We start from the raw sequence: 24,312 nt of genomic DNA, 5'->3' as shown, positions 1-24,312 counted from the left end.
CCCTACCCCGCCCCCTCCTCAGGGCAGGGGCGCAAGAGCAGCGGCTCCGAGGCACTGGCCCCGAGCTGCAGGCAGCCCGCGTTGGTGCAAAGGCGCCAGGCGGAGGGCGTGAGGCCGGAGGCGGCGAGGAGGAGTTTATCCACGGGCGCGGCGGCGGGCTCCCAGACCCACCAGCCGTTCTCCAGCCGGGCGCCCGCCCCCGGCTCCATCCCCGCGCCCGAGCCCTTGACCGCAGCGCGGGTGAGCACGAGCGCGCCCGCCACGACGCGCCACTCCTCCTGCCAGCGGGTCTGTTCGACTGAATGGGTCCATTCGAGGCTGAAGGCGGCATCGGCTCCCAGAGCCAGTGTCAAAGCCCCGGCCAGAAGGCAGGCGCTCATGCAAGCGCCCGCGTGCGGCGCAGCCAGAGCAGGGCGCCAAAGCCCGCGGCGAGGGCAAAGCCGATCTCGTCGGTGAGTGGCAGCGCCGCAATCAGCGTGAGCGCGCCCGCGCCAGCAAGCCCCCGCTCCCAAAGCGCAAGCGCGCGCCCCGCCCAGCCGATCACCGTCACCCCCCAGAGCCCGAGCGCGATCAGCGCCTTCAGCACCACATAAGCGACCGCCGGGACGTAACCGATCGCTTGCGCGAGCGGGCCGCCGTCTTGCAGCATCAGCGCGGGCGTATAGACCGCCATGAAGGGCACGACAAAACCGGCCGCGGCGATCATCACCGCCTGCAGGCTGATTTTCAGCCCGCTTTCACGCGCGATCGGCGCAGCCGCAAACAGGCGAGCGCCACGGGCGGGGTGAGATCTGCCAGAATGCCGAAATAGAACACGAACATGTGGCTCACGATCAGCGGCACGCCAAGCGCAAGAAGCGCCGGGCCCGCGATCGAGGCGGTGATGATGTAATTCGGGATCGTCGGGATCCCCATGCCGAGGATCAGGCAGGTGATCATGGTAAGGATGAGCGACAAAAGCAGCGAGCTTTGCCCCACCCCCACAATGAACTGACCAAAGCTGTTGGCGGCGCCCGTCAGTGTCATCACGCCGATGATCACGCCCACGAGCGCGCAGGCGATGCCGACGGGAAGCGCGGTGCGGGCGCCATCGGCAAGGCTGTCGCGGCAGATCCGCAAAGTCTCGCGCCCGCCTTGCGAGGCGAGCGCAACGAGGGCGAGCGCCGCGACCGCGGCGAGAACCACGGTGATGCCAAACTCGAAAAAGGCCGCGGCCACAAGGCCGAGCCCGATCCAGAAGATCATACGCAGCGCCCCCGCAGGCAGGCCGAGCGCGGCAGAGCCGCCAAGGATCAGGAGCACTGTGAGCCCGAGCCCGACCGTGCCGGCATAAAGCGGCGTGTAGCCCGAAAACAGCAGCCAGACGAGCACCGCGAGCGGCAAGAGCAGATGCCAGCCCTCCTTGAGCGCCGCGCGTGCCGAGGGCAGGGCCTCGCGCGCAAGGCCACGCAAGCCGCAGCGCCCCGCCTCCAGATGCACCATCCAGAACACGCCGACGAAATAGAGAATGGCCGGGATCAGCGCCGCGCGCACGATCTCGACATAGTCGACGCCGAGCGTTTCGGCCATGATGAAGGCCACCGCGCCCATCACCGGCGGCATGATCTGCCCGCCCATCGAGGCGGTGGCCTCGACGCCGCCCGCAAAGGCCGCGCGGTAGCCAAAGCGCTTCATCAACGGGATGGTGAACTGACCGGTGGTGACCACATTTGCCACGCCCGAGCCCGAAATCGTGCCCATGAGACCCGAAGAGAGCACCGCCACTTTCGCCGGCCCGCCGGTGCGGTGGCCCACCAGCCCCATGGCCACATCGGTGAAAAGCTTGATCATCCCCGCCTTTTCCAGAAAGGCGCCGAACAGGATAAAAAGGAAGATATAGGTGGAGGAGACATAGGTGGGGATGCCGTAGATCCCCTCCGTGCCATAGGCGAGATGCTCGACCACCTGCGACAGGTCATAGCCGCGATGGTTGAGCGGCGCGGGCAGATGCTCGCCCAAGAGCGCATAGGCGAGAAAGAGCCCGGCAATGATCGGCAAAGCCGGGCCCATCATCATCCAGGCGGCCACGAAAGTGGTGATCAGCGCGGCGATGCCAAACCAGATGTCGCGCGGGAGCGGGTCGCCCGCGCGCAACAGAAGGTCCGTGTACTCAACGGCCTGATAGGCGGCGACGGCAATGGCCAGCGCGGCACAGCCCATGCCGAGCGCGCGAACGAGCGCGCCGCGGTGCTGGGCGAGGATCAGGAAGGGGAAGCCCAGCGCCATCAAAAAGCCGACATGGAGCGCGCGCGCGATCTGGCTTGGCAGGTCGATCAGATGCGCGGCCAAGGCGATCTGGTAGCTGGAAAAGAGGATCGCCAGCCAGAACAGCGCCCGCCCGGCCGCAGTTTTCGGAAAGCCGTCGCCCAGCGGGTCATGCCCGGCCTGGGCCGGGGCTTTGGTCTCGGTCATTGCATGTCTCCCCTCACGCGCGGGCGGCCCGGCAGGCCACCCGCCTCCAGCTCAGCCGCAGCCTCCCCTCAGAGCAGCCCCTGCTCGCGGTAATAGCGCTCTGCCCCGGGGTGCAGCGGCGCCGGGCCGGGCTTGGCCGCCTCTTCAAGCGAGATCGCGCCCGCCGCGGCATGGGCGGCCTTGAGCGTGTCGAGATGCTCAAAGAGAAGCTTGGTCATCTGATAGACGGTCTCTTCGGGCACATCCGACGAGGTGACGAGATAGTTGATCACGGAGGCCGTGGGGACATCTGCCTCCTGCCCCTGATAGGTGCCCGCCGGGATCACGCTCGCCACATAGGGCTGGCCGATCGAGGCCACCACATCTGCCGGAATGGCGACCATGGTGATTGCCTGCGAAGAGGCCAGATCCTTGAGCGCGGCATTGCCAAGGCCGGAGGATTGCAGCGTCGCCTCAAGCTGGCGGTTTTTCATCAGCTCGACCGATTCCGCAAAGGGCAGATATTCGACCTTGCCGAGATCGTCATAGCTCATCCCCGCCGCGCCCAAAATCGCGCGGGCATTGAGTTCGGTGCCCGATTTCGGCGCGCCGACCGAGAGCGTCTTGCCCTTGAGATCGGTGATCGTGGTGATCCCCGCCTCGGACAGCGCGGCGATCTGCACATGGTTGGGGTAAATCGCGGCGAGCACGCGCAGCTTGTCGAGCGGCGCCTTGAAGCCCGCCTCGGCATTGCCGGTCACCGCCGCCATCACTGAATCACCCAGAGCAAAGCCCAGCTCACCCCGGCCCTGCTGCAACAGGTTGAGGTTTTCGACCGAAGCCTTGGTCGCCTGCACCTGCGTGCGCGCGCCCTCGATGCCCTGCGCGTAGATCTCGGAGAGCGCAACGCCAAGCGGATAATAGACCCCGGACGTGCCGCCGGTCAGAACGTTGATGAATTGCTCGGCCCGGGCCGCGGGGGCCGAGAGTGCGAGCGCGCAGCCGATCAGGGCCGCGAAAGAGACGCGTTGAAACATGGTTCCTCCCTTCAGCCGGCCCACCTCCCGCAGGCCGGATTGGGCCCTCCCTTGGGCCGAAGAGAAGTCTGCCGCGCGAAGGCGGGGGGAGACAAGCCCGAGTTTGCCCGCCGGGCAGGTTTTTACCCCGCCCGGCGGGCAAACGCCGCGTCAGGCGCGGCTCAGCCGCGCGCAGGCGGCGGCAATGCGGGCCAGCGCCTCGCGCAGTTCCGCCTCTGCCGTGGCATAGGAAATGCGGAAATAGGGCGAGAGGCCGAAGGCCGCGCCGGGCACCATCGCCACATCTGCGGTTTCGAGCAGCCAGGCGCAAAAATCGCGGTCCGAGGTGATCGTGCCGCCCTCGGGCGTGCGCGCGCCGATCAGCCCCGCGCAGCTTGCAAAGGTGTAAAACGCCCCCTCCGGCACGCGGCAGGAGATGCCGGGAATGGCGTTGAGCCCCGCCACCACGAGATCACGCCGGCGCTGAAAATCGGCGGCGCGCTCCGCCAGCAGGTCTTGCGGGCCGGTGAGCGCCGCCTCGGCGGCAGCCTGAGAGATTGACGACGGGCAAGAGGTGGATTGGCTCTGCACCACCGCCATCGCCTTGATCAGCGCCTCCGGCCCGCCCGCATAGCCGATCCGCCAGCCGGTCATCGCATAGGCCTTGGAAACGCCGTTGACGGTGAGGATCCGGTCTTTCAGCCGCGGCTCGAGCGCGGCGGGCGTGGTGAAGCGGAAGCCGTCGTAGCAGATATGCTCATACATGTCGTCCACCACCAGCCAGAGCTGCGGATGGGCAAGGAGCACATCGAGAAGCGGGCGGTAATCCGCTTCGGAATAGGCGGCGCCCGTCGGGTTTGAGGGCGAGTTGAGCATGAGCCAGCGCGTGCGCGGCGTGATCGCGGCGGCAAGATCTTCCGGTTGCAGCCGGAAGCCGCGCGCCCCCGCGCAGGGCACGGCCACCGGCACCCCGCCTGCGATGCGCACGATGTCGAAATACGAGGTCCAGCAGGGCGTCGGGATGATCACCTCATCGCCGGGGTTCAGGCTCGCCATCATCGCATTGTAAAGCACCTGCTTGGCGCCGGTGCCCACAGTGATTTCCGAAGCTTTGTATGCCACCCCGTTCTCACGACGGAACTTTTCGACAATCGCCGCTTTCAGCCCCGGCGTGCCGTCGAGCGCGGTGTATTTCGTCTCCCCCCGCGCCATCGCCGCCGTTGCAGCGGCCTTGATCGGCTCGGGCGTGTCAAAATCGGGCTCGCCCGCACCAAGGATGATGGTGGGCCGCCCCGCGCGCTTCATCGCCGCCGCCGTCGCGCCGATCTGCACGATTTCAGAAACGCCCAGCGTGGCGATACGGTCGGCAGGGCGGAAGGCCGCGCCGGTCTGATCCTGGATCGTCATGTCACACCTCAATCAATATCGAAAACGACGCCCTGCGCCAGCGGCAGCTCGCGCGAGTAGTTGATCGTGTTGGTGGCGCGGCGCATGTAGCCTTTCCAGGCATCCGAGCCGCTTTCGCGCCCGCCGCCGGTCTCTTTTTCGCCGCCGAAAGCGCCGCCGATCTCGGCGCCCGAGGTGCCGATATTGACATTGGCGATGCCGCAATCCGACCCCGCCGCCGAGAGGAACTGCTCCATCTCGCGCAGATCGAGCGTGAAAATCGACGACGAGAGCCCTGCCCCGACGGCGTTGTGATCTTCGATCACCGCATCGAACGCTGACCAGCGCATCACATAAAGGATCGGGGCAAAGGTTTCCTCAAGCACCGGGCCGGTTTGTGCGGGCATCTCGACCAGCGCGGGGCGGACGTAATAGGCGCCCTCGCCGCCAAACTCGACGCGGCTGCCGCCATGCACCGTGCCGCCCGCCGCGCGCGCCGCCGTGAGCGCCGCCTGCATCGCCTCATAGGCCGCGCGGTCGATGAGCGGGCCGACAAGGGCGTTCGTTTCCAAGGGGTTGCCGATTGAAACGGAGGCATAGGCACGCACCAGCCGCGGCACCAGCGCATCGTATACGCTCTCATGCACGAACAGGCGGCGCATCGTCGTGCAGCGCTGGCCCGCCGTGCCCATGGCGCCAAAGGCCACCGCGCGCAGCGCCATGTCGAGATCGGCCGAGGCGCAGACCACGCCCGCATTGTTGCCGCCAAGCTCAAGGATCGACCGGCCAAAGCGCGCCGCCACCCTGGGGCCGACAATCCGGCCCATCCGGGTCGAGCCGGTGGCGGAAATGAGCGCCACTTTCGGGCTCTCGACCAGCACTTCGCCCAGCTCCGGCCCGCCGATCAGCACCTGCGCAAGGCCCTCCGGCAGCGCCCCGAAGCGGGCCGCGGCGCGCGCGAACACCGCCATTGAGGCGAGCGCGGTGAGCGGTGTCTTTTCCGAGGGTTTCCAGAGCACCGGATCGCCGCAGACAAGCGCAAGCGCCGCGTTCCAGGCCCAGACCGCGACGGGGAAGTTGAAGGCGGTGATCACCCCCACCGGGCCGAGCGGGTGCCAGGTTTCCATCATCCGGTGGCCCGGGCGCTCGGTGGCGATGGTGAGCCCGTAAAGCTGACGCGAGAGGCCAACGGCGAAATCGCAGATGTCGATCATCTCCTGCACCTCGCCCAGACCCTCGGACGGGCTCTTGCCCGCCTCGATCGACACAAGCCGGCCCAGATCGGCTTTGGCCGCGCGCAGCTCCTCGCCCAGAAGGCGCACCAGCTCCCCGCGCCGCGGCGCAGGCACCATCCGCCAGGCGCGGAAGGCGGTGGCCGCGCGTTCCACCGCCGCCGCCGCGCCCTCTGCCGTGTCGGGCGTGAGCGCGCCCACTTGCGCGCCGCTCACCGGCGAAAAGCTCGCCATCGCGCCGCCCTCAAACCGGTCGGGCGCGACCCCGAGGCGCAGGAGCAGGCTCTTGGTCTCGTCACGAAGCGTCATCGGAAGTCCTTTCGTTCGGCTTTGGCCGGTCATTCGAAGAGATAAAGAAGGGAGACGAGCACCGCCGCCGCCGCCATCAGCCCGAGCGTGAAGCGCAGGTTGAGCGCAAAGGTGACACGGGTTGGCGCCACGCCAAGTTCACGCCCGGTGATGATCGCCATGGCCGAGATCGGCGAGGCGGCAATGGCCAGCGCCCAGGCGAAAAGAAGCGCGATGCCAAGCGCATAGGGATGCTCTGCCCCCACCGGCCCGGCGCCAAAGAGCTGCGCGGCCATGATCATCACGATCGTATGCGGGATCATCATCGCCCCCACCGCCGGGATCAGCACGAGGCAGGCGAGGATCACCGCAAGGGGCGGAAGCTGGCCGCCCGCGATCAGCGCGTCGATGCCCGCGGCCTTGGCGGCGGCGGCAACGGCGGCCCCAATCACCGCGGCGGCAAGAAAGATCGTGCTTTCCGTCGCCATGCCCTCGGAGGCGGCGGAGAGCCGCGCAAGCCCGCCCGGCTCGCCCGGGGCCGCGCGCAAGCCGGGCTCGATGCGCGGCCAAAGCGCTGCAAGCAGCGGCAGCACGAGGCAGGCGGCAATCAGAAAGCTCACCTCCAGCAGCCGATGCGCGGCGAGCGTCAGAACGATCAGCCCGAGGATCGCGGCGATCACCGCGCCCAGCGCCCGGCCCGCACCCGCAGGCGCCGGATCATGCACGGGCACCCCTTCGGGCAGCGGCGTGGCCGCGGCCTGCAGCAGCGCCGCGGCCACCGAGAGCAGCGCGACAAGGCCAAAGGCGAGCGCGAGGATTGCCACCGGATCAAGCCCCGGGATCGCGCTTGTGACGATGGCAAAGCCCAGCCCGATCGGCGACCAGACCGTCATCAAAAGCGTGCCGCGCAGCGCCGAAAGGGTCATCGCGCGGGTGTCGATGCCGCGCTTGCCCGCGGCCTTCCGCGCCCCGTCGTGGTTGCGCGCGATATCCGAGATCATGCCGATCGTGCCGATGTTGAAGAGCACCGAAATGCCCTGCGCGCCAAGGCTGACGGCCAGCACACGGGCGCGGGCGGAATGGGCAAAGAGCCCCTCTGCGGCACGGGCAATCAGCTTTGAGCGGCGCACCGGCGCGCGAATGAGGCCAAGCGCGGTCAAAAAGGCCGCAAAAGCCGTGCCCTGCATCAGCGCCTGTTGCATCGCGGGGAGCGCGCTGGGCAAGAGCACAGCCACCGCGAGTGTCGAGACCACGGCCCCGGCCAGAAACACCTGCGCGATGCGCGAGACCCGGCCAAGGCGCAGGAGCGCCAGCACCACCGCGGCACCGGCGGCAAGCGCGAGCAGCGCGCCCGCGCCGGGCATCCGCCCCTCTCCGATCTTGCCCAGCACCAGCGCGGCGAGCATCACAAGCGAGAGCACACCCCCCGCTGCCAGCGCGATTTGTGGCGCCCAAAGGCGCGCGATACGGGGGGAAAGGCTCACTCTCATCCTGCTCCTCAGATCCGGTCGGCAACAAGATGCAGCGCCGCGGCACCGCCGGTATACCAGGCCTCTCGCAGCCGTCGCCAGGGCGCGGGGGTGATCGTGCTCACCGGCAGCGGCATCGCCTCCAGCCGGCAATCGCCACAGATATACCGGGCAATCGCCTTCCCGAACACCGTGCCCGGCGCGATGCCGCGGCCGTTGTAGCCGCTCACCGCAATGGCGTTGCGCCCGGGCAGATGCAGCCGCGGCAGGTTGTTGGAGGTCATGCCGATCCAGCCGAACCATGCGCTTTCAAAACCGATCCCCTTCAGCTGCGGAAAGATCCGCACCATCGCCCGCTCGGCCCAGGCGCGGTGGAGCGCACGATCTGCTAACCCGAGCCGCCCCACCGAGCCGAACACGAGCCGGCCCGCCGCATCGGTGCGAAACGAGGAGAGCACCTCGCGCGTATCCCAGCAGCCTTCGCCCCCGGGCAGGATCGTGGCGCGCAGCGCCTCTGGCAGGGGCGGCGTCGCCATGTTGAAATAGGGCAGCCCGACCTGCTCACGGCGGAGGGAGTCATTCGGGCCCCGGGTGTAGGTGTCGGTCGCGGCCACCAGCCAGCGCGCGCGCACCCGCCCGGCCGGGGTCGTGACCTCCCAGCCCAGCCCCTGCTCCGCCACGGCGGAGGCGGGGCTTTCGGTATGGATCTGCGCTCCGCAGGCAAGCGCCGCGCGCGCAAGGCCGCGCACATAGGCCAAGGGCTGGATCGTGCCCGCGCGCATATCCAGAAGCGCGCCCATGTAGCGCCCGCCGCCGAGCCGCAGCGCGGTCTCGTCTCCGTCCAGAAGTTCGACCGGCGCACCGCGCGCCGCCCATTGGCGCGCCCGCGCGCCGATTTCGGCCAGACCCGCACCGCCAACGGCACAATGCAGCGTGCCATTGGCCACCGCCTCGCAGGCGATGCCATGGCGCCGCACGAGCGCAAACACCTCTGCCGGGGCATTGCCCAGAAACTCCAAAAGCCGCGGCCCATGGACCGGGCCGAGCGCCTGCGGCAGCTCTTCGGGCATCACCCACATGCCGGCATTGACAAGCCCGACATTGCGCCCCGAAGCGCCAAAGCCAATCATCCCGGCCTCAAGCACCACCACGGATTTGCCTGCCTCAGCCAGATGCAGCGCCGCCGAAAGCCCGGTAAAGCCCGCGCCAATCACCACGACATCGGCCTCGACGAGGCCCGAAAGGGGGGTGGTTGCGGGAGCGGCCGGGGCAGAAAGCGCCCACAGACCATGGCTGGAAGAGGTGTTTTTCATGAGAGATCCGAAACGGCAATCAGGCAAGGCGCCTGCCCCTTCCTGCCCGGTTCCGCGTCCGGGCGCCAGTGCTCTGTCAGACCGAGGTCATTCCATTATGGAATGATCTGGGGCCAAAACCCCTTGCCCTCGCAGGCGCAAGACGGCAGGAATGGTCCATTCCGCCCCGGAGAGACGCCGATGAAAACGCCGCGCCGCTTCCTGCCCTCGCTCTCGCTTTTGCAAGCTTTCGAGACGGCGGCGCGCACGCAAAGCATCACCGCCGCGGCGCGGGAGCTGTCGCTCACGCAAAGCGCCGTTTCCCGGCAGATCCGCGCCCTGGAGGCGCAACTCGGCAGCGTGCTTTTTTACCGCGAAAAGCAGACCATCCGCCTCACCCCAGCGGGCGCGGCCTATGCCGTCGAGATCCGCGCGGCCTTGCACAAGATTTCCAGCGCCTCGCTCACGCTGCGCGCCAATCCGGGCGGGGGCACGCTTTCGCTGGCGATCCTGCCCACCTTTGGCACCCGCTGGCTCGCCCCGCGCCTGCCCGAGTTCCTCGCCCTTCACCCCGGCATCACGATCAATCTGGTGACGCGGCTCACCCAGTTCGATTTCGCCACCGAGGCGGTGGATGCCGCGATCCATTTTGGCGCGCCGGACTGGCCGGGGGCAGAGTGCAGCTATTTGCGCGGCGAGCATGTGGTGCCCGCCTGCGCGCCCGGTCTGGTGGAAAAATACGGCATCACCGCGCTTTCCGATCTGCGCGCGGCGCCGCTCCTGCATCTGGCCTCGCGCCCCGATGCCTGGGAAAAGTTCTTTGAGCGCAACGGGCTCGCGCCGCAGCGGCTGCACGGGATGCTGTTTGACCAGTTCGCCACCGCGGCGCAGGCGGCAATGGTGGGGCTTGGCGTGGCGCTTTTGCCCGAATTCCTGATCGAGGAGGAAATCGGCTCGGGGCGGCTGGTGGTGCCGCTTGAGGCGCGCATGCGCTCGGACGAGGCCTATTACCTCTGCACCCCGCACGCACGCGGCCAGAACGGCCCGGTCGAGGCGTTCCGCACTTGGCTCGGCGCGGTGGCGCAGGCGGCGGAGGCGGCCGAAACCGCCCGCCGCGCGGCACAGCCCTGAGCGCTCAGGCCGTGGCGGCGTGCGTGTCGCGCCCGGCAAAGCCTTGCGCACAAGCCGCAATCCGGCCGCAAGCCTCGGTGAGCAGGGGATCGGGCACGGTCAGGCTCAGTCGCACCAGCCGCTCCGCCTGCGCGCCAAAAGATGAGCCCGGCATCACCGAGACCCGATGCCCGGCAAGCAGCGCCTCGGCAAAATCATGGCCCGAAATGCCAAGCGCGCCGACATCGAGGAGAATGAACATCCCCGCCTCGGGCGGCAGCGGCTCGATGCCCGGCACATCTTGCAAAAGCTCCGCCACAAGCCTTGCCCGGCGCGCATATTGCGTGCGCATCAGTGCCGCGGTGGGCAGATCATGGGTGAGGGCATAGGCCGTCATGTCGGAGATGAAGGGCTGGCCGCCGAACAGCATCGATTCCGAGAGCGGCAGGATCCGCTCGCACAGCTCGGGCGTGCCCACCGCCCAGCCGGAGCGGAACCCCGGCGCGGCATGGGATTTGGAGATCGAGGCGGTAACAACCACCCGCTCTTCGAGCGCGGCAATATCGAGCGGAGAGGCGAAGCTGCCCTCGAACACAAGCTCTTCATAAACCTCGTCGGCGATGATCCAGAGGTCATGGCGCCGGCACACCTCGCCAATCGCCGCCACTTCCGCGGCGCTGAGCACCGCGCCGGTCGGGTTGTGCGGCGTGTTGAGCAAAAGCACCCGGCAGCCGGGCGTGATGGCCGCCTCCAGATCCTCGGCGCGCAGGTGGAAGCGGTTTTCCTTGCGCAGGCGCACCGGCACGATTTCGGCGCCGGTGGCGCGGATCACGCCTTCATAGGTCGCGTAATAGGGATCGGGCAGCAGCACCTTGTCGCCCGTGCTCACCAGCCCCAGCATGACAATGGCAAGCGCGGTCTGCGTGCCCGGAAAGCACAGGAAATTCTCCGGCGTGAAGGTCCGCCCGGTGCGGCGGCTGTATTTGGCCGAAAGCGCCTCAAGCATCGCGGGCTCGCCGCGACCGTTGGAGTAGCGCACCCGCCCCGCCCGCATCGCCCGGTCACAGGCATCGTAAAGCGCGGTATCGGGCGCAATGTCCGGCTCGCCAATCGTCAATTCGATCACCGGCTCTCCCGCCGCCACCATCTGACGGCCGCGGAAATGCAGATCCCACTTGTCCGAGCCGAGGTTTTTGAGCCGATCCGTCATCGGTGCGTAATGCATGGTCAGTCCTTCGTGTTGGTCGGGCGCGGCAAGGCCACGCGCAAAAGCGCCTCGGCGGCCTCGAGGCCGATGGCGACGTAATCTTCCGAGGTTTCAGCCTGTTTCGGCAGGCAGCCCTCAAGCCAGAGCCCGTCGATCACGGCGGTCATGGCAATCGCGAGCCGGGCGATCTCTGCGGGGGCGAGGTGGCGCCCCTCCGCCGCCATCACCGATCCGATCAGGGGCTCAAAGCTTGAGCGGTAGGGCAAATGCGCCTCATCATGGATGCGCTTCATCTCCGGGTCGGCATTGAGCTGGCTCATGAAGGCCGCCCAGAGCGAGAGAATGCGCAGATCCGAGATCTCGCCACCGATGCTCGCGCGGATGAAGCGGGCAAGCCGTTCATGCGGGCTGTCGATCTCGGCCACCAGCACCCGGTCACACGGCGCGGTGAGCATGCGGATGGTCTCGCGGTAGGCCTCGAGCACCATGTTTTCCTTGGTCTCGAAATGGTGCCGGATCAGCCCGATGCTGACCCCCGCCGCAGCCGCAACCGCCCGCACGGTCGCCCCCTGAATGCCCTTGTCGGCGATACAGTCGAGCGTGGCGCGCACCAGTTCCGCGCGCCGGTCGAACTCTTGCATGCGCCGGAATGTGTCCGACATTCTCGCCTCCCTCCGGCTCTGGCCTCTCCCTGCCATCCGGCGCCCCCGCCGCCAGTGCAAGCGGGATTCGCCCCCCGCAACAATACGACCGTATAGTTATTGCACGTTTGTATAGTCTTTGGGCACTGCATACCGAAAACAGCCAAAATTTCATCCCGGCGTCATTTTTGACCGCATTCCGCACGCCGCGGGGCAGACAAGGGCGCAAAGCCCCGTCAAGCCTGAGCCTCGAAGCGCCACGGCGGCGCCAGACCGGCAGGAGGAATGCGTGGCACAACCGGCCCGAGCGATCGAAGTGAAAGACCTGCACAAGCGCTTCGGCACGCTCGATGTTCTCAAGGGCGTTTCGCTCTCGGCCAAGAAGGGCGAGGTGATCGCCATCATCGGCGGCTCGGGCTCGGGCAAGTCGACCTTCCTGCGCTGCATCAATTTTCTCGAAACGCCCTCGGCGGGCTCGATCCGCATTCATGGCGAGGAAATCGAGATGCGGCCGGACCGGCATGGCGACTTGCACCCGGTCGATCCGCGGCAGGTGCAACGCATCCGCACGCGCCTTTCGATGGTGTTCCAGAACTTCTGTCTCTGGCAGCACATGACGGTGCTGCAAAACGTGATCGAGGCGCCGGTGCATGTGATGGGCGTGCCGAAGGATCAGGCGATTGCCACCGCCGAGGCGGTGCTCAAGCGCGTTGGCCTTTATGAAAAGCGCAACAGCTACCCCGTGCATCTCTCGGGCGGCCAGCAGCAACGCGCCGCGATTGCGCGCGCGCTGGCCGTCGACCCCGAAGTGATCCTCTTTGACGAGCCCACCTCGGCGCTCGACCCGGAGCTTGTGGGCGAGGTGCTCACCGTGATCGGCGATCTCGCCCGCGAGGGGCGCACGATGATCCTTGTCACCCATGAGATGGCCTTCGCCCGCAACGTCGCCACCCGTGTCGCCTATTTCTGCAACGGCCTGATCGAGGAGGAGGGACCGCCAGAGCAGATCTTCGGCGCCCCCCGGTCCGAACGGCTGCAACGCTTCCTCAACCCGGCTCAGTGAACGCGCCGGGGTCCACCAACCACTACAACCGACAGGGAAATCATGAAAAAGCAAATCGTTACGCTGCTCGTGGCCGGGCTGGCCGCGGTTTCGGGCGCCACTGTGGCGGCGGCCGATCCGGTCAAGGTCGGCATCGCCGCCGAGCCCTACCCGCCCTTCACCGTGCCCGATGCGGCGGGCAACTGGAGCGGCTGGGAGATCGACTTCATGAACGCCGTTTGCGCGGAGGCAAAGCTTGACTGCGTGCTCACCCCGGTGGCCTGGGACGGCATCATCCCGGCGCTGACGAGCGGCAAGATCGACATGATCATCGCCTCGATGTCGGTCACGCCCGAGCGCAAGCAGGTGATCGACTTCACCGATGGCTATTACCGCTCGAAAGCGGTGGTGATCGGGCTCAAGGACATGACCTTTGACGCCACCCCCGCCGCGCTCGCCGACAAGATCCTTGGCGTGCAGGTCGGCACGATCCACCAAGCCTATGCGCAAAAGCACTTTGCCCCGGAAGGCACGACTTTGCGCGAATACCAGACCCAGGACGAGGCGAATGCCGATCTGGCCGCGGGCCGTGTCGATGCGGTGCAGGCCGACGAGATCACCCTGCGCGACTTCCTCGCCTCGGAGGCGGGCCAAGCCTGCTGTGACCTGAAAGGCGTGGTCGAGAGCGACCCGGAGATCTTGGCCGAAGATGCGGGCATTGGCCTGCGCAAGGAAGACACGGAGCTGAAAGACAAGCTCAACACCGCGATCAAGGCGATCCGCGAAAACGGCACCTATGCCGCCTTCAACGCGAAATACTTCGACTTCGACATCTACTGAGATGCTCCGGGCGGGCCAGCGCTGGCCCGCCCCTTTCCTGACAAGGCCGCGACAGCATGGATCAGACCTTCTGGCAGCTTCTTGCGCTCGCCCCCCCCGGCTGGGGCGGCGTGCTTCTGACGGGGCTGGCGCATTCGCTTGAAATCGCCGTGGGCGGCTATCTGCTCGGGCTGATCCTCGGTGTCGGCGGTGCGGTCGGCAAGCTATACGGCAATGAGATCGTGCGCGATCTGATGGAGACTTACACCGTCGTCGTGCGTGCGGTGCCCGAACTCGTGCTGATCTTGCTTCTCTATTATGCGGGCACCGATGCGCTCAACCGGCTGATGGCGGCCCTGGGCCATGGCCCGGTCGATATTTCGGGGCTCGCCGCAGGCATCTTCGTGATCGGCGTGGTGCAGGGCGCCTACGCAACCGAGGTGATCCGCGGCGCGATCAAGGCCATTCCGGCAGGCGAGATCGAGGCGGGGCGCGCCTACGGCATGCCGGGCGGGCTGCTTTTGCGCCGCGTCACGCTGCCGGCAATGCTGCCCCATGCGCTCCCGGGGCTGGCAAACCTCTGGCTCATCGCCACCAAGGATACCGCGCTTCTGGCGGTCGTGGGCTTCAGCGAACTCACCCTCGTCACCCGGCAAGCGGCGGGCGCAACCAAGCATTACATGCTCTTTTTCCTGGCTGCGGGCGCGCTTTATCTGGCGCTGACGCTCCTTTCCAACCTCGCCATCGCCCGGATCGAAAAATGGGCCCGGCGCGGCATGCCACAGGTGCACGCATGAGCGCCCCCTCCCCTCTGCGCGGCTGGCTGCGCCCGCACCGGCTCGTGATGCTCGCGCTTGCGCTCGGCATCGTTCTTTGGGCGGTGCTCGCGGGCGACTGGACGTGGCTGCCAAAATACACCCCGCTCTTGCTCAAGGGCCTTGGCACCACGCTTGCCATCCTCGCCGGATCGGTGATCCTCGGCGCGGCGGTGGCGCTGCCGATCGGGCTTGTGCAGGTGACCGGGCCGCGCTGGCTCTCGGCCCCGGCGCAGCTCTTTTGCACGGTGATCCGCGGCACGCCGCTTCTGCTGCAACTGTGGCTCCTTTATTACGGCATCGGCTCGCTGTTCCCGATGATCCCCGGCATCCGCGGCAGCTTCCTCTGGCCTTACCTGCGCGAGGCCTGGCCCTACGGGCTGGCCGCGCTCACCATTTCCTTTGCCGCCTATGAGGGCGAGGTGATGCGCGGCGCCTTTGCCGGTGTGCCGCGGGGTGAGTTGCAGGCCGGGCGCGCTTTCGGAATGAGCCCGCTCAAGCTCTTTTGGCGGATCTGGCTGCCGCGCGCGCTTTACCGCGCGCTGCCAACGCTCAATGGCGAGATGGTGCTGCAGCTCAAATCCACGCCGCTCGTCGCCACCATCACCGTGGTCGATCTTTACGGCGTGATCTCGCGCGTGCGCTCGGCCACGCTGCTCACCTATGAGCCGCTGCTGCTGCTCGCGCTGATCTACCTGATCCTGACCGCGCTGATGGTCGCGATCTTCCGCTTCTTTGAAAACCGCCTGCCCACAAGGGGAGCCTGACGTGACCCCGATCTCTTCGCACCAGATCACCGACCTCGACCATTTCATCGCGCTGCGCCAAGACCTGCACCGCCATCCCGAAATCGGGCTGGAGGAGCTGCGCACCGCCGATATCGTCGCGCAAGAGCTGGAGCGCTACGGCTATGCCGTCTCGCGCGGGCTTGCGCGCACCGGCGTGGTGGGCACGCTCAGCTGCGGCGCGGGCAATCGCGCCATCGGCCTGCGCGCCGATATGGATGCGCTGCCGATCCTTGAGGAAACCGGCGCCCCCTACGCGAGCCAGACCCCGGGCAAAATGCATGCCTGCGGCCATGACGGCCATACCGCAACCCTGCTCGCTGCCGCCAAAACCCTGGCGGAGCGGCAAAATTTCGATGGCACCGTGCATCTGATCTTCCAGCCCGCCGAAGAGAATTTTGGCGGTGCGCAGATGATGGTCGAAGAGGGGTTCTTTCGCGCCTTCCCCTGCGATGCGGTCTTTGGCATGCACAACGACCCCGCGCTGCCCTTTGGCCAATTCACCTTTCGGGACGGGGCGATCATGGCCGCGGTCGATGAATGCACGATCACCGTGACCGGCCTTGGCGGGCATGGCGCCACGCCCGAACTCACCCGTGACCCGGTGGTGGCGGCGGCCTCGATCGTGATGGCGCTGCAAACCATCGTGGCGCGCAATGTCTCCGCACTCGACAATGCCGTGGTGACGGTGGCGGCAATCCATTCGGGCACGGCGAGCAATATCGTGCCCGAGCGGGCCGAGATTGTCGTGGGCATCCGCACCTTCGATGCCGGCGTGCGCGACGCGATCGAGGCGCGGATCAAGGCGATTGCCCTTGCGCAGGCGCAAAGCTTTGGCTGCGCGGCGCACATCGATTATGTCCGCAGCTACGACCCCACCATCAACCACGCGGCAGAAACCGCCTTCGCGCGCGAGCTCGCCGCCGAGATGTTTGGCGCGGAGAAGGCCAAGGACTTTCCCCGCCCGATGATGGGGAGCGAAGATTTCGCCTATTTCCTGAACGAATGCCCGGGCACCTATTTCTTCCTTGGCACCGCAAAAGGCCCGAACGACCCGGCCCATCACCATCCGAAGTTCGACTTCAACGATGCGGCCATCGCACCCGGCGCGGCCTTCTTTGTCGGGCTGGCGGAGCGGTTTTTGGAACGTGGCCGGTCATGACCCGGCCCGCGCGCGAGGCTTGAATGAAACGTCTCGATCCCGCCTTGACGGGCGTGCTTTTGTGCGTGCTCGCCTATGGGCTTCTCGGGCTGCAGGATGCGGCGATGAAATGGCTCGTCGCCGATCAATCGGTGCCGGTGTCGCTGTTCTTCCGCTCGCTTGCGGTGACGGCGGCCTGCGTCGCCTTCGGGCGCGGGCCAATGGTGCGGGGCGCGCTCGCCTCCTCGGCGCAGGCGATGGTGATCTTGCGCGCCGCGATCTCGATCGTGGCCTGGATCCTTTATTATACCGGCGCGCGTGACCTCTCGCTCGCCGAGATGACGGTGATCTATTTCTCCGCCCCGGTGATGGTGGTGGTGCTTGCCGTGCTGGTCCTGAAAGAGCGGGTCGGGCCCTTGCAATGGGCCTCGGTCGCGGTTGGGTTTGCGGGGGTGATCGTGGCGGTGCATCCGACCCATGCGCCCGCGCCCACGGCGACCGCGCTCGTGCTGCTTTCGGCCCTCCTTTGGGCCTTTGGCTACATCTTGCTGCGCCGCATCAACGGGCGCATGACGGTGGGCGCGCAAGTGCTTGTGACCAATATCGTCTTTTGTCTCGTCACCGGCGTGATGCTGCCCTTTCAGGGGCCGATGCCGGGGCTTTCGCAGATTGCGCTGATGGCTGCGGTCGGGCTGATCGGCGGGGCCGGGCAATATGCGCTTTTCGCGAGCTTCGAGCGCGCCAGCGCCGCGGTGCTCGCGCCCTTTGAATATACCGGCCTGATCTGGGCCTTCCTCCTTGGCGCGCTGATCTGGGGCACGCGCCCCGATCTCGCGCTGATCCTCGGCGCGGTGCTGATTGCGGCGAGCGGGCTGATAGGTGTGCATGCGGTCAACCGCGACAAACGCCGCCCCGCCCCGCTTCCCGACCCTGCCCTTTCTCCCCTCAACGGACCCACCCCATGACCCAGAAGATCCCCGTTACCCGTTTCAATTCCATCCTCGCGCGCACGCCCTCCCGCTCGATCACCGCAGGGCTGCGCGCTGTCGACATGGGCGATCCGAGCTATGAGGGCGTGATCGCCGAACACCGCGCTTATGTGACGGCGCTTGAGGCGGCGGGCTGCACCGTCACCGTGCTGCCCGCGCTCGAAGACTTCCCCGATTCCGTCTTTGTGGAAGACCCCGCCCTCGTCTTTACCGAAGGCGCGATCGTGCTGCGCCCCGGCGCCCCCACCCGCCGCCATGAGGCGGGGTTCATGGCGCCGGTGCTGGCCGAGCATTTCGAGACGGTGCTGCATCTGCCCGGCACCGGCTTTGCCGATGGCGGCGACATCCTGCGCACCGCCGACAAGGTGATGATCGGGCTGAGCGCGCGCACCAACGCCGAGGGCGCCGAGGCATTGCAGGGCTGCCTGAAAGCGCTGGGTCATGCCTCTGAAATCGTCACCACGCCGAAGGGTGTGCTGCATTTCAAGAGCGATTGCTCGCTGCTTTCGGAAGACACCGTGCTCTCGACCGCGCGGCTCGCCGCCTCGGGCGTGTTTGGCGATCTGCGCACGCTGCTTGTGCCCGAGGGCGAGGAAGAGGCCGCCAACGCACTGCGTGTGAACGATGTGGTGCTGGTGGGCGCAGATTTCCCGCGCACGATCGAGATGCTGACACAGGCGGGTTACGCGGTGGTGCCGCTCGCCACGCGGGAAATCCGCAAGGTCGATGCGGGGCTGTCGTGCATGTCGCTGCGCTGGTTCGCCGCCTGAGTTCAGCGCCGAACGAGAGCCTTGCCCGCCCCCGGCTGCCCGAGGGCGGGCATTTTGTCAGCGCAGGTCTTCGGGCAGAAGATCGGCAGGGATGTCCTGATAGCAGACCGGGCGCAGGAAGCGGCGGATCGAAAGCGTGCCCACCGAGGTGGCGCCAAAGTTCGTCGAGGCCGGGAACGGCCCGCCATGAACCATGCTGTCACAGACTTCGACGCCGGTCGGGAAGCCGTTGGCAAGCACCCGGCCCGCCTTGCGCTCGAGGATCGGCAAAAGCCGCCCCGCCAGCGCGCGGTCGCCCGCATCCATGTGCAGCGTTGCGGTAAGCTGGCCGCGGAAGCTTTGCGCCACGGCCACCATCTCTTCCACGTCACTGACTTCGATCACAAGGCCGAGCGGGCCGAACACCTCTTCCGAGAGCGCGTGATTGCCAAGCCAATCCGCCGCGGACACCTTGTAAAGGAAGGGCCGCGCGGAGCGCGGTTCGCACATCGAGGTGAGCAGCTCCTGCACACCGGTCTGCGCGCCGATTTTTTCGGCCCCCGAAACATAGGCCTTGGCGATCCCCTCGGTCAGCATCACCTGCGCCGCGCTTGCCGCGAGCGCGGCATGGGCTGCGGCCACGAAAGCCTCCGCCGCGGCGCCCTTGATCACCACGACGATGCCCGGATTGGTGCAGAACTGCCCCGCCCCCATCGTCAGCGAGCCCGCCCAGCCGCTGCCCAGCGCCGCGCCGCGCGCCGCCACCGCTTCGGGGAGCAGGAACATCGGGTTCACCGCGCCCAGTTCGCCAAAGAACGGGATCGGCTCGGGGCGCGCGGCGCAAAGGTCATAAAGCGCACGGCCCGCGGCATAGGAGCCGGTAAAGCCCACGGCAGTGATCAACGGATGCTGCACCAGCGCGGCGCCGACCTCGCGCGCGCCGCCCTGCACGAGCGAAAAGACCCCCGCGGGCATGCCGGTGCGCGCGGCGGCGGCGGCAATCGCCTCGGCGACGATCTCGCCGGTGCCCGGATGCGCCTCATGGCCCTTCACCACCACCGGGCAGCCCGCCGCCAGCGCCGCCGCCGTATCGCCGCCCGCCGTCGAGAAGGCGAGCGGGAAGTTCGAGGCGCCAAACACCGCGACCGGGCCGATCGGGCGCTGCATCATCCGCAGATCGGGGCGCGGCAGCGGCGCGCGCTCGGGCAGCGCCGGGTCGTGGCGCCGGTCCAGATAATCACCCGCCAGAATGTGACGCGCAAAGAGGCGCAGCTGGCCCGTGGTGCGCCCCCGCTCGCCCTCCAGCCGGCCCTTGGGAAGGCCGCTTTCCTGCATCGCGATTTCGGTGAGATCGGCGCCGCGGGCCTCGATCTCATCGGCAATCGCCTCAAGAAAGGCCGCGCGCTCCGCACGCGTGAGGGCGCTGTAGGCCGGGAAAGCCGCCTCGGCCGCCTGCGCGGCCTGATCGACCAGCGCGGGCGTGCCCTTGGCAAAGCTGTGCACCGGCCCCTCCACCGGCGCCGAGGCGAAGCGTTCGCCGCCACCGATCCAGGTTCCGGCGATCAGATGCATGCCGCGGGGGGTGAAACTCATGGGAGGTCCTTCCATCTGTGCCCGCAAACCGGGCAACCGGCTCGCGAAATCTGCGTCAACGTGACCTATTGCTCTGGGCTTCCTTCATAAACTGCCCTTTTAAGAGCACGAATTCAGCCGTTTAGATCGCAACTTCGCTCTATCCAAAATTTTCCTGTTGCGCCAGCTTTTTTCTTATATGAAAATTTATTGCGAGAAAGAAAAACCCCGGGCAGGGTTGCCCGAGAATCAGCAGAGAGGTTCCCCTATGAAAACGCTCACCATGGCCGCGGCCCTGATCGCCACCACGGCGCTTGCGGGCACGGCGCAAGCCGACAAGCTCGATGACATCATCGCCTCGGGCACGCTGCGCTGCGCGGTCGTGCTCGACTTCCCGCCGATGGGGATGCGCGACGAGAACAACAACCCGATCGGCTTTGACGTCGACTATTGCAACGACCTCGCGGCCGCGCTCGGCGTGACATCCGAAATCGTCGAGACCCCCTTCCCCGAGCGCATCCCGGCGCTGATGTCGGGCCGTGTCGATGTGGGCGTTGCCTCCACCTCGGACACGCTTGAGCGGGCCAAAACCGTGGGCTTCTCGATCCCCTATTTCGCCTTTGAAATGGCCGTGACCTCGAATGACGCCGCGGGCATCAAATCCTTCGACGACATGAAGGGCCACACCGTCGGCGCCACCGCGGGCACGTTTGAAGCGATCGCGCTCGAAAAGCAGATCAACGAATGGGGTTCGGGCAGCTTCCGCCCCTATCAGACGCAGGCTGACGTGTTCCTCGCGCTGAGCCAGGGTCAGATCGACGCCACCGTCTCCACCTCGACCGTCGCGCAGGCCAACGTGAAGACCGGCAATTTCCCCGGCATCTCGGTGGTTGGCAAGGCGCCGTTTGACACCGATTACGTTGCGCTTTTCACCAACCGCGACGAATACGGGCTGATCAACTACCTCAACCTGTTCGTGAACCAGCAGATCCGCACCGGTCGCTATGCCGAACTCTATGAAAAATGGGTCGGCGGCGACCTGCCGGCCTTGACGGTCCCGAACGCCTACCGCTAATCGGCGCCGGAACCGGCGGCGGCGCGGGCCCTGCCCGCGCCGTTTGCCTTCCGCACTCCTCCAGCCAGGACACAGCCATGTTCGGATATACCTTCCAGTGGAACCAGGCGTTTGCCCGGCTTCCGAAGATCCTGGACGGCGCGGCGGTGACGATGGAAGTGGCGGTGCTTTCGATGCTGATCGGCATCGCGCTCGCCATTTTGCTCACCCTGCTGCGTCTTTCCGGCTCCCGCCCGCTCGGGGCGATCGCCACCACCTGGGTCGAAGTGGCGCGCAACACCCCGGCGCTTTTCCAGATCTACATGGCCCATTTTGGCGTTGCGAGTTTCGGGATCCATTTCAGCCCCTTCGTGTCGCTGCTGATCGGGATCACCTTCAACAATGCGGGCTATCTCGCGGAAAACTTCCGCGGCGCGCTGAAAGCCATCCCGGAAACGCAAACCCGTGCCGGCCGCTCGCTCGGCATGTCGCAGGGGCAGGCGTTTCGCTACATCATCCTGCCGCAGATGCTGCGCATCTCGTTTTTGCCAATGACGAACCAGATGGTCTGGGCCGTGCTGATGACCTCGCTCGGCGTCACCGTCGGCATGAACACCGACCTTTACGGCGTGACGCAGGATCTCAACGCGCTCACCTTCCGCACCTTTGAGCTTTTTGCCATCGCCGCGGTGATCTTCTACCTGATCACCAAGATCATCACCCTCGGCGCCCGGGCAATTGCCTGGCGGCTGTTCCGGTACTGAGGGAGCCATCATGTTTCACACCGCTCTCTCCTCGGCCGATCTGATCTTCCTCGTCAAGGGCGCGGGGATGACGATCCTCGTCACCGCGATCTCGGTGGCCATCGGCACCGTGCTCGGCATCCTCTTCGGGGTGATCAGGGTGCAGCTTGGCGCCGTGCTGGCCGCGCCGCTGACCTTCTTTCTGGATATCTTCCGCTCGGTGCCGCTCTTGATCCAGCTTGTGCTCGCCAATGCCTTCATGGGCATGGTGCTGCATCTGCGGTTCTCGGGCTTTTCCATCGCCTGCATGGTGCTTTCGCTCTACACGGCCGCTTACTGCGCCGAGATCGTGCGCGGCGGCATCGACGCGGTGCCCGCCACCACGCGCCGCGCCGCGCGCTCGCTCGGCATGAGCTGGTTGCAGGACATGCGCTATATCGTGATGCCGCTCGCCACCCGCGTGGCGCTTCCGTCCTGGATCGGCCTCGCGCTCGGGGTGATGAAGGACTCCGCTCTCGTCTATGTCGTGCAGGTGACCGAACTGCTCAAATCCACCCAGATCCTGATCACCCGGCTCCAGGAACCGCTGTTCCTGCTGATGATCTGCGGTGCCTTCTACTTCATCATCAGCTTCCCGCTTGCCCGGCTCGGCGGATATCTCGAAAAAAGGTGGTCCAATGATTGAGATCCAGAATGTCCACAAGTCCTTTGGCATGCTCGAAGTGCTCAAGGGCATCGACCTGACCGTCGAGAAGGGCGAGGTGGTGACGGTGATCGGCGGCTCCGGTTCGGGCAAGTCGACGCTTCTGACCTGCATCAACGGGCTTGAGCCGATCGACACGGGCAAGATCGTGGTGGACGGCACCGAGGTGCATGCAAAATCCACCAACCTCAACAAGCTGCGCCAGAAGATCGGGATCGTATTTCAGCAATGGAATGCCTTCCCGCATCTGACCGTGCTTGAAAACGTCACGCTGGCGCCGCGCAAGGTGCTGGGCATGGGCAAGGCCGAGGCCGAGGCGATCGGGGAAAAGCAGCTCAAGCATGTGGGTCTGGGCGACAAGCTCACCACCTATCCTTCGCGGCTTTCGGGCGGGCAACAGCAGCGCATGGCGATTGCCCGCGCGCTCGCCATGTCGCCCGATTACATGCTCTTTGACGAGGTGACTTCGGCGCTTGACCCGCAGCTTGTGGGCGAGGTGCTCGAAACGCTGAAGATGCTCGCCGAGGAAGGCATGACGATGATCTGCGTCACCCACGAGATGGCCTTTGCGCGCGATGTCTCGGACCGGGTGGCCTATTTCCACAAGGGCATCATGGCCGAGATCGGCAAGCCCGAGCAGATCTTCAACGACCCGCAACACCCGGAAACGCAAAAGTTTCTCGCCAGCGTGCGCTGAGACGGCAAATATAAAAGGCGCGCGCCCCAGCCCGGGACGCGCGCCTTATTATGCGTGGGCTCAGGCCTTGAGCGCGTCGAGGCCGAGCCGCTCGAACCGGTCGAGTTGCGCCAGTTCCGCCTCGCTGAGCGCGATCCCCTCCGCCATCGCTTTTGCCCGCGCCGCAAAGCGGCGCTCGGAGGGCAGCCGCGCGCCTTGCGCGCCAATCGCGGTGAGCAGCTTTTCCCCTTCTGCAATCGGGTCGCGGCCGCTGCGGGCCGCAAAAACCCGCGGATCAAGCGCCAGCACCAGCGCGCCATGCCGCGGCAAAAGATCCGTGCCGCCCATGAAATCAAGCGCTTCCTTGCTCATGAACTCGCCAAGCATCGCGCCCGCAAGCAGCTCCACCATCGTCGAAATCGCCGAGCCCTTGTGGCCGCCAAATGTCAGCATCGCGCCGCCGAGCGCTGCCTCCGGGTCGGTGGTGGGGTGGCCGTCGCTATCCACCGCCCAACCCTCCGGGATCGGTTTGCCCGCGCGGCGATGCAGTTCGATCTCGCCCCGCGCCGCAACGCTCGTGGCAAAGTCGAACACATAGGGAAAGGCGCCGGGGCGCGGCCAGCCAAAGGCAAAGGGGTTGGTGCCCAAAAGCGGTTCCTTGCCACCCGCCGGGGCCACAAAGGCATAGCTCGGGCACATGGAAAGCGCGGCAAGCCCGTCTTCCGCCAGCGCCTCGACATCGTGCCAAAGCGCGGAAAAGTGGAGACAATCGCGGATCACCAGCGCGGCGATGCCATGTTTGCGCGCCCGCGCCACCAGCACCTCCTGCGCGGCATAAAAGGCCGGGTTGGAAAATCCGCCCTTGGCATCAACCTCGATCACCGAGGCGCCCGCATCATGGATTTCGGGCAGCGCCTCGGGGTTGACCTTGCCCGCCGCAAGCACCCGCAAGCAGCCCTCAAGGCGGTAGATCCCATGCGATTTGCAATGGTCACGCTCGCCCGCGACGATCACCTTCGCCACCGCCTTGGCAGCGGCGGGCAGCACGCCCACAGTGGTGAAAATCGTCTCGACGCGCGCCAACAGCGCCGCGTAGGAAATCATGTTCGGCTCGGCCATGGTCGGGCAAACTCCTTGAGAAGGGATCAGATCG

The 24,312-nt window shown here is 66.6% G+C and carries 22 protein-coding genes and 1 pseudogene; 12 read left to right on the top strand and 11 right to left on the bottom strand.

All coding sequences use genetic code 11. The annotated features are described in order from the left end of the window. Positions 1-2: 2 nt before the first annotated feature. The 7 genes and pseudogenes from ACFSM0_RS12960 to ACFSM0_RS12930 all read right to left on the bottom strand — a co-directional run bounded on the left by ACFSM0_RS12960 (position 3) and on the right by ACFSM0_RS12930 (position 9,134). On the bottom strand, positions 3-380 hold the full coding sequence (locus ACFSM0_RS12960) for a DUF1850 domain-containing protein (protein WP_377391024.1): 378 nt from the start codon (positions 378-380) through the stop codon (positions 3-5). Next, positions 377-2,451: pseudogene (locus tag ACFSM0_RS12955) on the bottom strand (TRAP transporter permease). Before ACFSM0_RS12955 ends, ACFSM0_RS12960 begins: the two are co-directional and overlap by 4 nt. 68 nt (positions 2,452-2,519) lie before the next feature. Then, on the bottom strand, positions 2,520-3,467 hold the full coding sequence (locus tag ACFSM0_RS12950) for a TAXI family TRAP transporter solute-binding subunit (RefSeq protein ID WP_377391022.1): 948 nt from the start codon (positions 3,465-3,467) through the stop codon (positions 2,520-2,522). Positions 3,468-3,617: 150 nt separating this feature from the next. Beyond that, the gene (locus ACFSM0_RS12945) at positions 3,618-4,853 is read right to left on the bottom strand and encodes a pyridoxal phosphate-dependent aminotransferase (RefSeq protein ID WP_377391020.1); all 1,236 of its coding nucleotides are present in this window, start codon (positions 4,851-4,853) and stop codon (positions 3,618-3,620) included. A gap of 8 nt (positions 4,854-4,861) precedes the next feature. Next, the gene (amaB, locus tag ACFSM0_RS12940; RefSeq protein ID WP_377391018.1) at positions 4,862-6,373 is read right to left on the bottom strand and encodes an L-piperidine-6-carboxylate dehydrogenase; all 1,512 of its coding nucleotides are present in this window, start codon (positions 6,371-6,373) and stop codon (positions 4,862-4,864) included. 29 nt (positions 6,374-6,402) lie between these two features. Then, a complete protein-coding gene (locus ACFSM0_RS12935; protein WP_377391016.1) occupies positions 6,403-7,836 on the bottom strand; it encodes a hypothetical protein in 1,434 nt (477 codons plus the stop codon). 14 nt (positions 7,837-7,850) lie between these two features. Continuing rightward, positions 7,851-9,134, bottom strand: a complete 1,284-nt coding sequence (locus ACFSM0_RS12930; RefSeq protein WP_377391014.1) for an NAD(P)/FAD-dependent oxidoreductase — start codon at positions 9,132-9,134, stop codon at positions 7,851-7,853. A 180-nt stretch (positions 9,135-9,314) separates the two neighbouring features. On the opposite strand from ACFSM0_RS12930, the gene ACFSM0_RS12925 reads away from it, so the two are divergent. After that, positions 9,315-10,244 (top strand): LysR family transcriptional regulator, encoded by a 930-nt coding sequence (locus ACFSM0_RS12925; protein ID WP_377391012.1) that lies wholly within the window; start codon positions 9,315-9,317, stop codon positions 10,242-10,244. 4 nt (positions 10,245-10,248) lie between these two features. On the opposite strand, the gene ACFSM0_RS12920 is transcribed toward ACFSM0_RS12925, so the two are convergent. Then, positions 10,249-11,448, bottom strand: a complete 1,200-nt coding sequence (locus tag ACFSM0_RS12920; protein ID WP_377391010.1) for a pyridoxal phosphate-dependent aminotransferase — start codon at positions 11,446-11,448, stop codon at positions 10,249-10,251. A 2-nt stretch (positions 11,449-11,450) separates the two neighbouring features. Continuing rightward, complete coding sequence (locus tag ACFSM0_RS12915; RefSeq protein ID WP_377391008.1) at positions 11,451-12,092, bottom strand: TetR family transcriptional regulator C-terminal domain-containing protein; 642 nt, start codon at positions 12,090-12,092, stop codon at positions 11,451-11,453. A 268-nt stretch (positions 12,093-12,360) separates the two neighbouring features. On the opposite strand from ACFSM0_RS12915, the gene ACFSM0_RS12910 reads away from it, so the two are divergent. The 7 genes from ACFSM0_RS12910 to ACFSM0_RS12880 are packed head-to-tail and all read left to right on the top strand — an operon-like array spanning position 12,361 to position 18,432. Continuing rightward, positions 12,361-13,134, top strand: a complete 774-nt coding sequence (locus ACFSM0_RS12910) for an ABC transporter ATP-binding protein (RefSeq protein ID WP_377391006.1) — start codon at positions 12,361-12,363, stop codon at positions 13,132-13,134. A 42-nt stretch (positions 13,135-13,176) separates the two neighbouring features. Further along, a complete protein-coding gene (locus tag ACFSM0_RS12905; RefSeq protein WP_377391004.1) occupies positions 13,177-13,953 on the top strand; it encodes a transporter substrate-binding domain-containing protein in 777 nt (258 codons plus the stop codon). Between the two features lie 56 nt (positions 13,954-14,009). After that, a complete protein-coding gene (locus ACFSM0_RS12900; protein ID WP_377391002.1) occupies positions 14,010-14,729 on the top strand; it encodes an ABC transporter permease in 720 nt (239 codons plus the stop codon). Then, complete coding sequence (locus tag ACFSM0_RS12895; protein ID WP_377391000.1) at positions 14,726-15,514, top strand: ABC transporter permease subunit; 789 nt, start codon at positions 14,726-14,728, stop codon at positions 15,512-15,514. The genes ACFSM0_RS12900 and ACFSM0_RS12895 overlap by 4 nt, the downstream gene beginning before the upstream one ends. Position 15,515: 1 nt before the next feature. Further along, positions 15,516-16,694, top strand: a complete 1,179-nt coding sequence (locus ACFSM0_RS12890) for a M20 aminoacylase family protein (RefSeq protein WP_377390998.1) — start codon at positions 15,516-15,518, stop codon at positions 16,692-16,694. Positions 16,695-16,717: 23 nt separating this feature from the next. Continuing rightward, positions 16,718-17,638: a DMT family transporter gene (locus ACFSM0_RS12885; protein WP_377390996.1), complete on the top strand. Its 921-nt coding sequence runs from the start codon at positions 16,718-16,720 to the stop codon at positions 17,636-17,638. Further along, positions 17,635-18,432, top strand: a complete 798-nt coding sequence (locus tag ACFSM0_RS12880) for a dimethylarginine dimethylaminohydrolase family protein (RefSeq protein ID WP_377390994.1) — start codon at positions 17,635-17,637, stop codon at positions 18,430-18,432. The genes ACFSM0_RS12885 and ACFSM0_RS12880 overlap by 4 nt, the downstream gene beginning before the upstream one ends. Positions 18,433-18,489: 57 nt before the next feature. On the opposite strand, the gene ACFSM0_RS12875 is transcribed toward ACFSM0_RS12880, so the two are convergent. Beyond that, positions 18,490-20,004 carry an aldehyde dehydrogenase (NADP(+)) gene (locus ACFSM0_RS12875; RefSeq protein ID WP_377390992.1) on the bottom strand — a complete coding sequence of 505 codons (1,515 nt, stop codon included), beginning with the start codon at positions 20,002-20,004 and terminating at the stop codon, positions 18,490-18,492. A gap of 247 nt (positions 20,005-20,251) precedes the next feature. On the opposite strand from ACFSM0_RS12875, the gene ACFSM0_RS12870 reads away from it, so the two are divergent. The 4 genes from ACFSM0_RS12870 to ACFSM0_RS12855 all read left to right on the top strand — a co-directional run bounded on the left by ACFSM0_RS12870 (position 20,252) and on the right by ACFSM0_RS12855 (position 23,180). After that, the gene (locus ACFSM0_RS12870) at positions 20,252-21,058 is read left to right on the top strand and encodes an ABC transporter substrate-binding protein (protein WP_377390990.1); all 807 of its coding nucleotides are present in this window, start codon (positions 20,252-20,254) and stop codon (positions 21,056-21,058) included. A 77-nt stretch (positions 21,059-21,135) separates the two neighbouring features. Beyond that, positions 21,136-21,801: an amino acid ABC transporter permease gene (locus ACFSM0_RS12865; RefSeq protein ID WP_377390988.1), complete on the top strand. Its 666-nt coding sequence runs from the start codon at positions 21,136-21,138 to the stop codon at positions 21,799-21,801. A 10-nt stretch (positions 21,802-21,811) separates the two neighbouring features. Then, on the top strand, positions 21,812-22,465 hold the full coding sequence (locus ACFSM0_RS12860) for an amino acid ABC transporter permease (RefSeq protein WP_377390986.1): 654 nt from the start codon (positions 21,812-21,814) through the stop codon (positions 22,463-22,465). Beyond that, on the top strand, positions 22,458-23,180 hold the full coding sequence (locus ACFSM0_RS12855; RefSeq protein ID WP_377390984.1) for an amino acid ABC transporter ATP-binding protein: 723 nt from the start codon (positions 22,458-22,460) through the stop codon (positions 23,178-23,180). Before ACFSM0_RS12860 ends, ACFSM0_RS12855 begins: the two co-directional genes overlap by 8 nt. Before the next feature lie 60 nt (positions 23,181-23,240). Here the strand turns inward: ACFSM0_RS12855 and ACFSM0_RS12850 are convergent, their stop codons facing one another. Then, positions 23,241-24,278, bottom strand: a complete 1,038-nt coding sequence (locus tag ACFSM0_RS12850; protein WP_377390982.1) for an Ldh family oxidoreductase — start codon at positions 24,276-24,278, stop codon at positions 23,241-23,243. Between the last annotated feature and the right edge of the window lie 34 nt (positions 24,279-24,312).

The sequence above is a fragment of the Rhodobacter lacus genome (assembly GCF_042683065.1).
Classification (GTDB): domain Bacteria; phylum Pseudomonadota; class Alphaproteobacteria; order Rhodobacterales; family Rhodobacteraceae; genus Rhodobacter; species Rhodobacter lacus.
This window is presented reverse-complemented; position numbering and strand designations above follow the sequence as displayed.

Bases quoted from the DNA above. Each gene is read 5' to 3' on its own strand.
- ACFSM0_RS12960 (WP_377391024.1), bottom strand. From the start codon at position 380: ATGAGCGCCTGCCTTCTGGCCGGGGCTTTGACACTGGCTCTGGGAGCC.
- ACFSM0_RS12950 (WP_377391022.1), bottom strand. From the start codon at position 3,467: ATGTTTCAACGCGTCTCTTTCGCGGCCCTGATCGGCTGCGCGCTCGCA.
- ACFSM0_RS12945 (WP_377391020.1), bottom strand. From the start codon at position 4,853: ATGACGATCCAGGATCAGACCGGCGCGGCCTTCCGCCCTGCCGACCGT.
- amaB (WP_377391018.1), bottom strand. From the start codon at position 6,373: ATGACGCTTCGTGACGAGACCAAGAGCCTGCTCCTGCGCCTCGGGGTC.
- ACFSM0_RS12930 (WP_377391014.1), bottom strand. From the start codon at position 9,134: ATGAAAAACACCTCTTCCAGCCATGGTCTGTGGGCGCTTTCTGCCCCG.
- ACFSM0_RS12925 (WP_377391012.1), top strand. From the start codon at position 9,315: ATGAAAACGCCGCGCCGCTTCCTGCCCTCGCTCTCGCTTTTGCAAGCT.
- ACFSM0_RS12920 (WP_377391010.1), bottom strand. From the start codon at position 11,448: ATGCATTACGCACCGATGACGGATCGGCTCAAAAACCTCGGCTCGGAC.
- ACFSM0_RS12915 (WP_377391008.1), bottom strand. From the start codon at position 12,092: ATGTCGGACACATTCCGGCGCATGCAAGAGTTCGACCGGCGCGCGGAA.
- ACFSM0_RS12905 (WP_377391004.1), top strand. From the start codon at position 13,177: ATGAAAAAGCAAATCGTTACGCTGCTCGTGGCCGGGCTGGCCGCGGTT.
- ACFSM0_RS12900 (WP_377391002.1), top strand. From the start codon at position 14,010: ATGGATCAGACCTTCTGGCAGCTTCTTGCGCTCGCCCCCCCCGGCTGG.
- ACFSM0_RS12895 (WP_377391000.1), top strand. From the start codon at position 14,726: ATGAGCGCCCCCTCCCCTCTGCGCGGCTGGCTGCGCCCGCACCGGCTC.
- ACFSM0_RS12885 (WP_377390996.1), top strand. From the start codon at position 16,718: ATGAAACGTCTCGATCCCGCCTTGACGGGCGTGCTTTTGTGCGTGCTC.
- ACFSM0_RS12880 (WP_377390994.1), top strand. From the start codon at position 17,635: ATGACCCAGAAGATCCCCGTTACCCGTTTCAATTCCATCCTCGCGCGC.
- ACFSM0_RS12875 (WP_377390992.1), bottom strand. From the start codon at position 20,004: ATGAGTTTCACCCCCCGCGGCATGCATCTGATCGCCGGAACCTGGATC.
- ACFSM0_RS12870 (WP_377390990.1), top strand. From the start codon at position 20,252: ATGAAAACGCTCACCATGGCCGCGGCCCTGATCGCCACCACGGCGCTT.
- ACFSM0_RS12865 (WP_377390988.1), top strand. From the start codon at position 21,136: ATGTTCGGATATACCTTCCAGTGGAACCAGGCGTTTGCCCGGCTTCCG.
- ACFSM0_RS12860 (WP_377390986.1), top strand. From the start codon at position 21,812: ATGTTTCACACCGCTCTCTCCTCGGCCGATCTGATCTTCCTCGTCAAG.
- ACFSM0_RS12855 (WP_377390984.1), top strand. From the start codon at position 22,458: ATGATTGAGATCCAGAATGTCCACAAGTCCTTTGGCATGCTCGAAGTG.
- ACFSM0_RS12850 (WP_377390982.1), bottom strand. From the start codon at position 24,278: ATGGCCGAGCCGAACATGATTTCCTACGCGGCGCTGTTGGCGCGCGTC.